This is a genomic window from Flagellimonas beolgyonensis (genome assembly GCF_003992615.1).
Taxonomy (GTDB): domain Bacteria; phylum Bacteroidota; class Bacteroidia; order Flavobacteriales; family Flavobacteriaceae; genus Flagellimonas; species Flagellimonas beolgyonensis.
The window spans coordinates 330185-343078 of sequence record NZ_RZMY01000018.1; the positions used below are offsets into that span (position 1 = coordinate 330185).

14 protein-coding genes are annotated in these 12894 nt (G+C 43.2%); 6 read left to right on the top strand and 8 right to left on the bottom strand.

The window, feature by feature from the left end:
* Nucleotides 1–4 precede the first annotated feature (4 nt).
* Together yajC and EO131_RS16005 are read left to right on the top strand one after the other, a co-directional pair.
* The gene (gene yajC / locus EO131_RS16000; protein WP_127024571.1) at nucleotides 5–295 is read left to right on the top strand and encodes a preprotein translocase subunit YajC; all 291 of its coding nucleotides are present in this window, start codon (nucleotides 5–7) and stop codon (nucleotides 293–295) included.
* A gap of 86 nt (nucleotides 296–381) precedes the next feature.
* Nucleotides 382–1731, top strand: a complete 1350-nt coding sequence (locus EO131_RS16005; RefSeq protein ID WP_127024574.1) for a Gfo/Idh/MocA family protein — start codon at nucleotides 382–384, stop codon at nucleotides 1729–1731.
* Between the two features lies 1 nt (nucleotide 1732).
* Here the strand turns inward: EO131_RS16005 and EO131_RS16010 are convergent, their stop codons facing one another.
* The 7 genes from EO131_RS16010 to pepT all read right to left on the bottom strand — a co-directional run bounded on the left by EO131_RS16010 (nucleotide 1733) and on the right by pepT (nucleotide 7313).
* On the bottom strand, nucleotides 1733–2275 hold the full coding sequence (locus tag EO131_RS16010) for a hypothetical protein (protein ID WP_127024577.1): 543 nt from the start codon (nucleotides 2273–2275) through the stop codon (nucleotides 1733–1735).
* A 214-nt stretch (nucleotides 2276–2489) separates the two neighbouring features.
* Nucleotides 2490–3227, bottom strand: a complete 738-nt coding sequence (locus EO131_RS16015) for a DUF6090 family protein (protein ID WP_127024580.1) — start codon at nucleotides 3225–3227, stop codon at nucleotides 2490–2492.
* Between the two features lie 72 nt (nucleotides 3228–3299).
* Nucleotides 3300–4049, bottom strand: coding sequence for a hypothetical protein (locus tag EO131_RS16020; protein WP_127024583.1), 750 nt, complete (start codon nucleotides 4047–4049; stop codon nucleotides 3300–3302).
* 101 nt (nucleotides 4050–4150) lie between these two features.
* On the bottom strand, nucleotides 4151–4630 hold the full coding sequence (locus tag EO131_RS16025; protein ID WP_127024586.1) for a hypothetical protein: 480 nt from the start codon (nucleotides 4628–4630) through the stop codon (nucleotides 4151–4153).
* Between the two features lie 308 nt (nucleotides 4631–4938).
* Nucleotides 4939–5292 (bottom strand): hypothetical protein, encoded by a 354-nt coding sequence (locus EO131_RS16030; RefSeq protein WP_164731718.1) that lies wholly within the window; start codon nucleotides 5290–5292, stop codon nucleotides 4939–4941.
* 199 nt (nucleotides 5293–5491) lie between these two features.
* Nucleotides 5492–6082, bottom strand: a complete 591-nt coding sequence (locus EO131_RS16035; protein WP_127024592.1) for a YdeI/OmpD-associated family protein — start codon at nucleotides 6080–6082, stop codon at nucleotides 5492–5494.
* A gap of 1 nt (nucleotide 6083) precedes the next feature.
* Nucleotides 6084–7313 (bottom strand): peptidase T, encoded by a 1230-nt coding sequence (gene pepT, locus EO131_RS16040; RefSeq protein ID WP_127024595.1) that lies wholly within the window; start codon nucleotides 7311–7313, stop codon nucleotides 6084–6086.
* 95 nt (nucleotides 7314–7408) lie between these two features.
* Here pepT and EO131_RS16045 point away from each other — a divergent pair, with 95 nt between their 5' ends.
* From EO131_RS16045 to EO131_RS16060, 4 genes are read left to right on the top strand one after another with little or no spacing between them, the layout of a single operon-like run.
* Nucleotides 7409–7828, top strand: coding sequence for a hypothetical protein (locus EO131_RS16045; protein ID WP_127024598.1), 420 nt, complete (start codon nucleotides 7409–7411; stop codon nucleotides 7826–7828).
* A 54-nt stretch (nucleotides 7829–7882) separates the two neighbouring features.
* Nucleotides 7883–8923, top strand: a complete 1041-nt coding sequence (locus EO131_RS16050) for a quinone-dependent dihydroorotate dehydrogenase (RefSeq protein ID WP_127024601.1) — start codon at nucleotides 7883–7885, stop codon at nucleotides 8921–8923.
* A gap of 3 nt (nucleotides 8924–8926) precedes the next feature.
* Nucleotides 8927–9583 (top strand): LysE family translocator, encoded by a 657-nt coding sequence (locus EO131_RS16055; protein ID WP_127024604.1) that lies wholly within the window; start codon nucleotides 8927–8929, stop codon nucleotides 9581–9583.
* Nucleotides 9584–9603: 20 nt separating this feature from the next.
* The gene (locus EO131_RS16060) at nucleotides 9604–10467 is read left to right on the top strand and encodes a hydroxymethylglutaryl-CoA lyase (RefSeq protein ID WP_127024607.1); all 864 of its coding nucleotides are present in this window, start codon (nucleotides 9604–9606) and stop codon (nucleotides 10465–10467) included.
* Nucleotides 10468–10515: 48 nt separating this feature from the next.
* Here EO131_RS16060 and EO131_RS16065 read toward each other — a convergent pair whose 3' ends face one another.
* Entirely contained in the window at nucleotides 10516–12738 is a 2223-nt protein-coding gene (locus EO131_RS16065; RefSeq protein ID WP_127024610.1) for a TonB-dependent receptor family protein, read from the bottom strand.
* Nucleotides 12739–12894 lie beyond the last annotated feature (156 nt).

Genomic DNA, 12894 nt, shown 5'->3' on the forward strand with positions numbered 1-12894 from the left:
CTTAATGGAAAACCTAGGACAGTTTTTACCACTGATCATGATTTTTGCGGTGGCGTACTTTTTTATGATACGCCCGCAGATCAAACGTCAGAAGGATGAGAAAAAATTTGCATCGGAGTTAAAAAAGGGAGATAAAATCATAACCAAAAGTGGTCTGCACGGTAAAATCGTGGAACTCAATGACAAGGATTTTTCCTGTGTTATTGAAACCATGGCCGGTCGCCTCAAGTTTGATCGTTCGGCCATTTCCATGGAAATGAGCAAAAAATTGAACGCTCCAGAGGAGAAAAAATAAAACTCCAACATACAATTTTTAAACACCCCTTGAAGATTCATTTTTCAAGGGGTGTTTTTTTGTAACTTATCCCAAATTCCAAAAGCATGAACACTCGTAGGCAATTTGTAAAAAGAAGCTCCTTGGGAATGGCTGGACTAGGGGCCACCTTCCTGTTCCCGACCGAAATGTTGGCCATGGTGCGCAAGACCGTTAGTGCGAACGATAAAATCCAAGTGGGGCTCATTGGCTGCAACGGGATGGGATTTTCCGACTTGAATTCCATGCTGCAGAATAGTGAAGTAGAAGTGGTTGCCCTCTGTGATGTGGATGAAAATGTATTGCGTGAGAAAACGGCAGAACTGGAAAAAGGGGGCATCAAAAAACCCAAATGGTACACCGACTACCGAAAAATGCTCGAGGACAAGGATATTGATATTGTGATCATAGGTACACCAGACCATTGGCATTGCCTACAGTTGACGGATTCCATTGACGCAGGTAAGGATGTGTACTGTGAAAAGCCCATTGCCAACTCCGTAGCCGAGAGCGAGGTGATGTTGGCCAAAGTGAATGCCAGTGACCGTATGGTACAAATTGGGCAGTGGCAACGTAGCGAGCCCCATTTTGTGGATGCCATCAATTACGTACACTCGGGTAAACTGGGACAGATACGATTGGTAAAAGCTTGGGCCTACCAAGGATGGATGCAATCCGTTCCTGTGGTGCCCGACAGTGCCGTGCCCGCAGGGGTCGATTACGAAATGTGGTTGGGACCCGCACAAAGCCGGCCGTTCAACAAGAATAGGTTTCACTTTAACTTCAGGTGGTTTTGGGACTATGCGGGTGGACTAATGACGGATTGGGGCGTGCACTTGATCGATTATGCCCTTTTTGGCATGAAAGCATCCACTCCCAAATCCGTAATGGCCATGGGCGGTAAGTTTGCCTATCCCGGAGATGCCGCCGAAACACCGGATACGTTGCAGACCGTTTACGATTTTGGTGACTTTTCCCTGCTTTGGGAACATGCTACGGGCATCGATGGAGGTAATTATGGACGAAACCATGGCATTGCCTATATCGGCAACAATGGAACCTTGGTGTTGGATCGTGGCGGTTGGGAAGTAATTCCAGAACATGACAGACCCCACTGGAGCCAAGACTTGGGGCCAAAAATAGAAGCGGTTCCCTTACAACCTGGAATAGGGCAAGGGTTGGGATTGCACACCCAAAATTTCTTGGAAGCCGTAAAAACCCGTGATGCCTCTATCTTAAAAGCACCCATCAAAGTAGGTTACGATGCCGCAATGGTGAGCCACTTGGGCAATATTGCCTATAAAACGGGTGAACGGTTGTTCTGGGATGCAGCAAACAAAAAGTTCAACCACGCGGCCGCAGATGCTTTGTTGGCCAATGCTTACCATAATGGTTGGGCTTTTCCTAAAATAGGTTAGTCTATTCTAATTTTATAAGATTTCTACGCTTTCCATATAAGGGGTGGGATCCAAGAATGGCATCATTGGTGGTTTCATCAACAAAACCGCTTTCTTGTCCGGCCATTTTACCATCATATTCAAAGTAGGTGATGGTTTTGGGCAGGTTGAACCGTTTCTTGATTTTTTCGGCATCAAAATAGCAATCGTAATAAACCATTTCGCCACAAATACCTTCTCGGTCGTTTTTGCTTCTACTTAACTCTTTAATTAAACGCTTTTGGCAGTATTGGTCCAGTTTGATGAGATGTTCCGAAGTTATTTTTGGTTTTAACCCAAAAGACCCAACGCTCAATGGATTGGTTTGAAAATCTAATTGGAAAGTTTCCCCACAACTACTGCATTTGAAAATCTTGAAGTATATATCCGGATTTTTGCTTAGATCTTGCTCAAGAATAAAACTGCCTCGCTCCATTAACCAAGAAGTTAATTTTAAAAACTGTTGTAACTGTTTTTTGGTGGTAATGTATTCTCGGCAGGCATACGCTTGGCATTTGCAGTTCATTTTAAGCTTAATTTTATATATGTCCCAAGTTGAAATTATAGGTTCAAAAATGAAGTTCAAAAAATGAATTGAATAAAAAGCAGGAGAATTGACCAATGTATTAAATGGATTGGTGGATGTTGCAAAGGGTACCACAATGGGCGGGTGTTCCCAAAAGTGAGGTAAATAATTCGTCTGTGGAATAGTTTTTGATCTTTGGCTTAGGCTGGCTAAATCAATGCAAGTTGGTTTCCTGCAAGATTTTATTGATTAAGACCTTTGCGCGTCCGTAGTCGTTTTTCGCTTCGATAAGAACATATAACTTATCATCAATATAATTTTCGAATTGTAGGTTTTGTAAAAGGAATGTGTTATCGATTTTGAGTTGGGAGGGTGCATAATCAAAAGCCTTGGATTGGATGTCAATGTTCCGCAGCGACCCATTTTCCCTAATAAACCCGATCAGGTTGATATTCGTTTGTTCCAGCTGGGCCATGGTCTCTTGCAGCTCTTTGAAGAAACGGGACCATTTGAACAATTGCAGTTTAAGTTTCTTATTGTTTAGTTTGGAGAGTCCCCCAGAGTTTTGAAGGTCGTTCAGGACAAACTCACTTGGTTTCCAAGAAGGACTTTCAATGGCCAGTTGCAACAAACTATCAATATCTGTGTATGCTTGGATCGGTTCTTCTTGGATCCTATTAAAAATCTTTTGGGTTGCCCCAATGGTATGCAGCAGAATGTCATTTACCGAATCCAAATCCCGTAAATTCTCACGAAATTCGGTATTCAGGTTTTGTATAACGACCTTTTCCTGGTTCAATGCCAAGCGTTCCTCGTTCCAATTGTTTATTTGAAGGGCAATCAAAATCCCGATGACCACAAGAATGATTTCTCCAATAGCGTAGGCAACGTATTTTCTGAATTTATTTTCGGTAAGCAATCGTTCACGAATTTTTCTAAAGAATTTGATCATAGGTTTTTGGTTGGTCCTTAGTGCTACATCTGAATTGCACAAAAGCAGGTGCTTGAAATGGTCGTAGTAAAATCATGGTCGTTTACTTTGCCCGTCAATTTGTTCTATAAGCTTTTCGGTACTTTGTTTAAGCGTTTTCCAATAGGATTCGTTTACAGAATTATAGTTGTAAAATTCAGCTAGTCGTTTTCTGTTTTCTTCATCGTTTTGAAGATATTCAATAAACCGTGGGTCATATATGCCCAAGGCCCAGTTTTCAAACCATGCGTATTGTTTGTAGTCCTGAATATTTCGCTTGGATAACTCAACAGTCACTTTGTTATACTCTGGAAGAACGGTTTTTAACTGTGTGTAATAATTCATGATACTGTTGGTCAAGGAGTCGTTCACCAACTCTTTATTGTTGAGTGCTGTAAGTAGGTCGTAACCTTTGGTGTTCGGTAAAAAGGCCACAAAATCAGTGCATAAACTTCTTAAGGGTCTAACATCAGCATCATCATAGGTTGTTTCGTTTATAGCAGTGTAAAAGGAATCGGGAATTTTGTTTGCAAGGATATCGATGATGTAACGATTGGTGGTTTCTATTTTCTTGATATCAATGCCCAACTTAAAGCTATCGTTGACCAGGTCTTTTCGTATTTGTTCAAAAATACTGAGGGTATATTGCTGTTGTTGAAGTTCTTCCCTGCTGGTATTGATATACAATGCAATTAAAATTCCAATTACAACCAAGATAATTTCTCCCACGGCATAGACCAGATATTTACGGAACTTATTTTCGGAAAGTAATCGTTGCCGAATTTTTCGGAAGAATTTGAACATAGGAGGTTGGTTTTTCTAAAGATAGCACTTTTAACCCATTGGAAATTAAGGAATAATTCCCTGGAGGAAGGTGCTTGCCCAAAGAGGCTAATCTAAAATCCCTATGAACGTACAAAAATGAAATGGATGGTACATGCCTCAAAATCTCCATCATTGTCAAAATCGTATTCCCCAGAATCCGGGCCTCCGTTAATGCTTAAGGTGGTGCCATCGTACGTGTGCCCGAAGGTGTCCCAATCATTGGGTTCATCGTCCCAGGTTACGGCAAAATAGTAGGTTCCCTGCCATTCTTCCCAGAAAATCTCCCCACTAACCGTGTAGGCATCACGATCTATGGGGTCTAAGGTCAAAGTAAATCGACCGCTCGATTGTACGGTCATGGTTACGGTGCCCCCATCGTCCACCACATCCACTGATGTGGAACTTACACTGAATTTGGCCTTGGTAGCTTCCCAATTTCCGCTTAGTTCACTGATGGCGAATGGTCCCTCCTTGGTCAGAACATCCTCGTCGTCTTCCTTGCTACAGGCAACATTCAAGGAAACTAATCCGATCAAACAAATAAAGAACAACTTTTTCATGGCGATAGATTTTTGAAAGAGGGGAATACTTCCAACTTTCTGTTTTTCACCATAAATTATTTTGATCTAAAAGGGTATGCAATGACGCGGGGCATTCGACTTTAAGAAATGATTTAAAACAGGAATTGGTTGGTTTTTCTATGGTGTTGTGGTTTTGGGATTGCACTTATCGGTCTCGGCTATGATTTGTGGCGGCGTTGGAAATCGTCAGATTTTCAGCTGTGGCAAATCCAGCTGTTGATGGCTTATGGGTTTCAAGTTAGCGAAAAGAAGCTATAAATTATAGCCAATGTTGTGTATAGTATTTTTTAACTCATTGGCATAATAGTGGCCCAAACTGCATGATCAAATTCACTACGGGTATAACTACTTTTATTAAGCGAAATCTTTGGTAAAAGCACATGAACATCGATTCGTTTTTTTGATCCGATATATCTAGCATAATGCCTTTCTTTAACAATCAGCGTTTTGAATGTATTTCCGTCATAGTTGAAAAAATCTTCCAGTTCCAGAGTGAAGAAAGTCCCATTGTCAATTTTTAATTTGCTTTTTATAATTCCAGTTTTTGGAAAAATAGACTGGAAAATTGTATTATGATCTGCGTAATCTACGGTTACCTTCTGCCCAATTGCATTCCTGTGCTGGATAGCTTTTTTAAACATTAAAAAGACAATTTGAATTATTACAATCCCAATTATAGTATAAATCCAATTCATTTTTCAATATTATGCACAACGGTTAACTAAACATCGTTTCAATGATTTTTAGCGTACGATACCTGCCTTTCGGCAGACAGGAGTGAAGTGTTTTTTTCGGGTTAAAATGCCTTTGTTCATTGATAATTGGATATTGTTCATTGATTTACCGATACCCATCATTCAACCCAACACCCTTTTCGATCATGGGCAGGATTTTCTCCAATCGCCGTAATTGGGTCTTTTCTTGTTTGGCCTCGGCGATATATTCGCAGAATTCTTTTTGCTTGTAGGGCGTAAAGGAGGCAAAACCGCTTTTTAAAACACCGTTCTTGTCCAGTTCCACTTGCAGTAACGCCGGAATGTGCACTTTTTTGGTCTTTTCGGCTTTTACCTCGAGCCCTTTCTCTTGGTTGGCCAACGCTTCCAACATATAAGCCAACACTCCCTTTTCATCAATGTCATCCACCGAATGGAACTTCCAATGGCGCATGCCCTTGGTCTTGCCTTCTTGGGCATTTTCCAACACGTTTTTGGGGTCCTTCAAAAACACCCCGTTAAAAAACCATACCCCAAAATGGTTCTTGAACTTACAGATGCCGAACACATTTTTGCCTTGGTAGGTATACACAGGAAATTGCCATTTAAAATCCTCCTGTGCGCCCGATTGCAAGGCCAATTCCCGCAATTGGGCAATGCCATCCCTAAAGGGATGTTCGGCATCATAATACGCATGCAGTTTTTCGGATTTTTCCACCTTACCGGATTTGACTAGCAGTAAGTTCGCAAATTTTTACGATAACCTGTACCGCTTTTTGCATACTTTCCAAGGGAACGTATTCGTACTTCCCATGAAAATTATGGCCACCGGCGAATATGTTGGGGCAGGGCAGACCCATAAAGCTTAATTGGGAGCCATCAGTACCACCACGAATGGGTTTTATGATCGGTTCAATGCCCAAGGACTCCATGGCTTCTTCGGCTATCTCCACGATATGGAACAATGGTTCCACTTTCTCGCGCATGTTACGGTATTGGTCCTCGATTTCCACCTGCACATAATCGCCATGCTTTTGGTTCATTTTATCAGCAATGTCCTGAATGAGGGATTTTCGAGCTTCAAAATGAGTGGCATCATGATCACGGATGATCAGCTCCAAGGTCGTTTTTTCAATCTCTCCTTTTATTTTGTGTACATGGAAAAAGCCTTCGATGCCCGAGGTGTGTTCGGGGACTTCCCGTGGGGGCAACAGGCTCAGGAACTCATTGGCCAAACCAATGGCATTCACCATTTTGTTCTTGGCATAACCGGGGTGCACACTTTTTCCAGTTACGGTAACTTCCGCTTTGGCCGCATTGAAATTTTCATATTCCAGTTCACCTACTTGGCTGCCATCGATGGTGTAGGCCCATTCGGCCCCAAATTTTTCCACATCGAACTTGTGGGCGCCCCGCCCGATTTCTTCATCGGGGGTAAAGGCTACCCTAATTTTACCGTGTTTGATTTCAGGTTGTTGGATCAAATATTCCATGGCAGTAATGATCTCGGCAATACCCGCTTTGTCATCGGCACCCAGTAGCGTGGTGCCGTCCGTGGTAATTAAAGTTTGCCCTTTGTATTGTAACAGGTCTTCAAAATAGTCGGGGGACAATACAATGTTTTTTTGCTTGTTCAGGATAATGTCCCCGCCATCATAATTTTCTATGACCTGTGGTTTTACGTTTTTTCCGGAGAAATCCGGAGAAGTATCAAAATGGGAAATAAAACCGATGGTGGGCACTTTTTTGTCCATATTGCTGGGCAGGGTGGCCATGATGTAGGCATTCTCATCAATGGACACCTCCTGCATGCCTATTTGGTGTAGTTCCATGACCAGTTTCTTGGCCAGGTCCCATTGCTTTTCTGTACTCGGGGTGGTTTTGGAATAAGGATCGCTTTGGGTGTCGGTGGTTACATATTCCAAAAAGCGGGACAGCAATTTTTCCATTTTGTTTTTTTTCAAAAATAGGATTTATCGCTTGGTCAAGTTCTATCCATTTCCTGAAAAACGGTATCTTTCACAAACTTTTAAATCAACCGCAATTGAAAAGAGCCATCTTCTTGTTGTTCCTCCTGTCCGGATATGCCGCATTTGCCCAATTGGAATGTATTTTGGGAGTTGGAGGGAAGGATAATGAGGCCATTACCAAGGTGTTTGAACTCACGGAAGAACAACAGGAAAATCTGAAGAATTGGAGCGCGGAGCTCAAGGTGCGAAATCAGTGGTTGGAAGACAAGGCAAAGTACCTCATGAAAAAGCATGAAGAAAGTTCCCCGGAGATCCTGGTCACGGTTTCTGAGGAATACAAAAGGCTTATTGACAGCATGAGGCAGAACATTCGAATGATAGATAAGCGGCTGCTGGGTACCTTTAATGAAGTGCAATACGAACGGTACCTTAAGATATGCAATCAAATGTCCCTGCTCCCTATCCATGTTAATAGGTCGGTTGACGAAAAATGAAGGAAACACCCATTCCTGGAACCAGAGTTTTTATTTTTGTCCAAAATCTTTTGAATGTACAAAATCCTTATCCGGCCGATACTTTTTTTGTTTGATCCAGAAACTGCCCATCATTTTTCATTTTGGGCCATACGATTGCTAACAAGGTTGGGCATCAATCGGATTTTTAGGGGATTATTTGCCCAAAACGACCCAAAATTGGAACGCGAGGTTTTTGGGTTGAAATTCAAGAATCCCGTGGGTCTTGCGGCAGGTTTTGATAAGGATGCGAAGCTATTCAATGAGTTTTCCGATTTTGGTTTTGGATTTGTGGAAATAGGGACCGTTACCCCAAAGCCCCAACCGGGAAATCCCAAAAAGCGATTGTTTCGGTTGGTGCAGGACAAGGCCATCATCAATCGTATGGGCTTTAACAACAAAGGTGTTTATGAAGCAGTGGAACAGCTGATGAAAAAACACCGTGTCATCGTAGGCGGTAACATTGGTAAAAACAAGGTCACCCCAAACGAAGAGGCCATCAAGGATTATCTGATCTGTTTTGATGCCCTTTTTGCGCATGTGGATTATTTTGTAGTCAATGTAAGTTCGCCCAATACACCAGGGTTACGGGAGCTACAGGACAAACAGCCCTTGACCCATCTGCTCAAAAAACTGAAAAAGGAGAATGCCAAACAGGCGAAACTGCACAAAGGCAAAGAAAAGCCCATCTTGTTGAAGATAGCCCCAGACCTTACCGATGCACAGCTTTTGGACATTATCGAAATTGTGGACGATACTAAAATTGATGGGGTGATCGCCACCAATACGACCATAGAAAGAAAAGGGTTGAAGTCGCACTTGATACTTACCGAAGAACAGGGTGGGTTAAGTGGTAAACCCTTGCGAGAAAGAAGTACCGAAGTAATTCGGTTTTTGGCGGAGAAAAGCAATAAGGCATTTCCAATCATTGGTGTGGGAGGGATTCATTCCGCCGAGGATGCTTTGGAAAAGTTGGATGCCGGTGCCGATTTGGTGCAACTGTATACGGGCTTCATTTATGAAGGCCCCGGTCTCATCAAGAAAATCAACAAAGCGGTTTTGGCGCGAACCACCTAACCCATGGAGAGTTTATTCATGCTGGCATCGGAGACCATTAAATACCCCATTTTGATCGGGTTTTTTGTTTCTTCCCTGGCATTGGCCATTTCGCCTGGACCTGATAATATCTTTGTGCTCACCCAAAGCATCAGCAACGGGGTAAAATCGGGATTGGCAACCGTTTTGGGACTTGTGAGTGGCTGTTTGGTGCATACGACCCTGTTGGCGTTCGGGGTATCCGAAATCATTAAAAGAAGCGATACCCTTTTCTTTGCCATCAAACTTTTTGGTGCGGCCTATTTGTTGTATTTGGCTTACAAGGTTTTCAAAAGTGATGCTTCCATTGTATTGAGCAGCGATAACAGCTCAAGGTCTTCCAAAAAATTGTTTTGGACTGGCTTTACCATGAATGTGTTGAATCCAAAGGTGACTATTTTCTTTTTGGCCTTTTTCCCCGGGTTTTTATTTAGCGATACCTTGAACACAGTGCTTCAATTTTACATTTTGGGCCTCTTGTTCATGTTTTCCGCCTTTTTGGTATTTGGCACCATTGCCGTGCTTGCGGGTAAAATATCTTCCTATTTAACCAACCACCAAAGCGCGGGATGGTGCCTGAAATGGGTGCAGATCATCGTTTTTGTAGGCATTGCTATCTATCTGGTCATATCGGATAAATAGTACTATTTTTACCACTGCCTATGTCCAAGATCAAGCTCATAGAATGTCCACGGGATGCCATGCAGGGCATAAAGACCTTCATTCCTACGGATGAAAAGGTCAAGTACATCCAATCCTTGTTGGGCTGCGGTTTTGATACCATCGATTTTGGAAGTTTTGTATCCCCCAAGGCCATTCCCCAAATGCAGGATACCGCTGAAGTATTGGCCAAATTGGACCTGTCGCGGACCAAAAGCAAACTATTGGCCATCGTGGCCAACGTACGTGGGGCAGAAGATGCCTGTCAGTACCAAGCCATTGATTATTTGGGATTCCCTTTTTCCATATCCGAAAACTTTCAAATGCGGAACACGCATAAGACCATTGCCCAATCCGTGGAAACATTGAAGGGCATTTTGGATTTGGCCAATGCACACGATAAAGAGGTGGTGACCTATATTTCTATGGGATTTGGCAATCCGTATGGGGATCCCTGGGATGTGGACATTGTAGGGGAATGGACCGAAAAATTGGCGGCCATGGGCACCAAGATCTTATCCCTCTCCGATACCATTGGCAGTTCCACACCTGAAGTGATTGATCATCTGTTTTCCAACCTGATTCCCAAATATCCCGATATTGAGTTTGGGGCGCATTTGCACACCACACCGACCAAGTGGCACGAAAAAGTGGATGCCGCCTTTAAGGCGGGGTGTCGTCGTTTTGATGGCGCAGTTCAAGGATTTGGCGGTTGTCCTATGGCCAAGGATGAGTTGACGGGCAACATGCCCACCGAAAAAATGTTATCCTACTTTACAGCCGAAAGGGCAGATACCGGGGTCAATTGGATGGTATTTGAGGCCGCCTTTAACAAGGCCACCGAATTGTTTACCGTCTACCATTAAAAAAGGGCACCTTTTTGAGGCACCCTTTAATCACTTCACAAGTAAAGATCAATAGCGAATCTCTATTCCGGCATATACACCAAAGGGATGTCCTGGTCGAAGACCTGCGGGCACTCGGGCCACAGCATAGGTTTCATCCAATAGGTTGATGGCATTTGCTGTAACGGCAATGTGGTCATTGAATTTGTAGCGGCCACCCAAGTCGATGATGAAATTGGAAGCAACCTTTTCGTCAGCAGGTATGGTCCCATTGCCCGCCATGGTCCTGAAGGCACCATTGTAACGACCGCTTAGGTTCACTTCAAATTTTTGATGCTCCAATGACAAGGAGGCATTGAACTGGTGCTTGGCAATATAGGGCAGTTCGTCACCGGCGGTTACTTCACCCCAAATATCATTTTCACTGCCAAAGCTGTTCAAGAACTCAGTGTCGGTCAACGTGTAACCAAAAGTAAAGGGCAGTTGAAAACTGTCGTTGTTCTCCAAAAAGTTATAATTGAGCAGCAATTCCACTCCTTGTACCTTAACTTCACCGGCATTGAATTGATCCAAAGAACCTGTTCCACCGGTTGCAGCGAGATCACTTCCCAAAAGGTTGCTGTAATCGTTGTAAAAACCAACTACTTCACCCGAAATACCGGCAAAAGAGAAACGGCTACCCAACTCATAGTTGATGCTTTCCTCGGGATTTTCGCCAGGCTGGTTGCTTGGCGGTGAAAATCCTTTGTGCACACCACCAAAAATGGACAGGGCATCAAAATTATAGTTGAAACCGATACCGGGGATGAACACATCCACTTTGTTTTGTCTTTCGGAAAGGTTGCTTCCGGTGCGGTCCACATCGTTGGTACCGTAATCCAAACGTTCCAACGTAATGTTTTCATAACGAAGGCCAGGGGTCAAGGTAAGTTCGTTGATTTTTAATTTGTACATGGCATAGGTGGCAAAGGCTTTTGCGCTGCTAACTCTGTTGGCGTTGGTGCCGGGAATACCAGCGTTGACCAATTGCAAGTTTCCATTCACCATGGCGTAATCGTCCAACCACTGAAAACGGTCCTCTTCATCATAATGGTATCGGAGGCCCACTTCCAGATCATGATAGGTATTTTCGCCATTCCAGTGGTAATCCAACTTGGTCTGTACTCCGGTGGAAAGATAATCCCGGTTATTGTTTCTCGCATTTAGGGTATCGTCGGCACCACTATTGGTGGTTCCTTTAACCAAATCCAAGTAAGGGGCATAGGTTGTTGGGTCACCGAAAATGGTGCCAATTCCTTGTCGTTCGCCATTGATGGTCACAAAATCGACTTTGTACCAGTTTCGGCTAAAATCGTTGAGATAGCCCACGGTGGTAATCTGGAATTGATCACTGAATTTTAAAGCGTGGGTTCCCATGATCTGGAAATGATCGGCATTCATTTGGTCGTTTTGGGAGCCGGCATAACGGCTGAAGGGATTGGCATCAAAATCTTCCTGGGTCAATCCCAAGTAGGTTTCATTGGAAGTTTCGTCGGAGTATTGAAACTTGACCTCAAACTCTTGCCCGATTTTGGCCTCGGGATTGGTGTTCACCTTGAATTTGGCCACCAAGTCGTTCTTATCGAAACCGGTATTGGCACCATTTTCAAGGTTTTTAAAGCCATTGGAATTGTAGTTGAGGTATTCCACGGAATACCCAAAATTTTTACGGCTATCACCCAATTGTGCATGGATGCGACCACTTTGGAAACTACCATAGCTACTGTTCAAGAAAATTCCAAAATTATCGGGAATCTCGGTGGAGATCATGTTGATGGCACCACCCGTGGTATACGGACCAAATTGCACCTGGCTGCTTCCTTTCAAAATTTCAACAGCCTGCATACGGGCAATGGTTGGAAAATAGTAGGCAGAAGGGGCACTGTAGGGTGCCGGAGCGATAAGAACCCCGTCCTCCATTAAGGTAATTTTGGAACTCCGTTCGGGTGATGTACCTCGCAAACTGATGTTCGGGCGAAGACCAAAACCATCTTCCTCATACACGTTGACCCCAGGTACTGTGCGTAAGGTTCGGTTGATATCGGTGTAATTGAATTTTTTGATTTCCTCGGGGGAAAGGTAGTAGGAAGAACCGGTTCGGTTTTTGGCGACAAACTTGCTTCCAAAAATTACTTTGGCGGAAAGAACCACCTCATCCAACTTGATCAAGGAAGAATCGTTGCTGATCTGATTTTGTTGTGCAGAAAGAAACAGGCAACTAAAAAGGGCTGTTAGTAAAGTATATCGTTGCATTGTATTAATTAAGACTGATTACAAATAATGAATTAATTTTGCTGCAAATGTAGGGTGTGGAATCAATAATTCAAATTTTATTTAGAACAAATAAAAATAAAATTCACGAATTTATTGATTGTCAACGGGTGGGGTGTATAAATTTGTGGGGGGTAA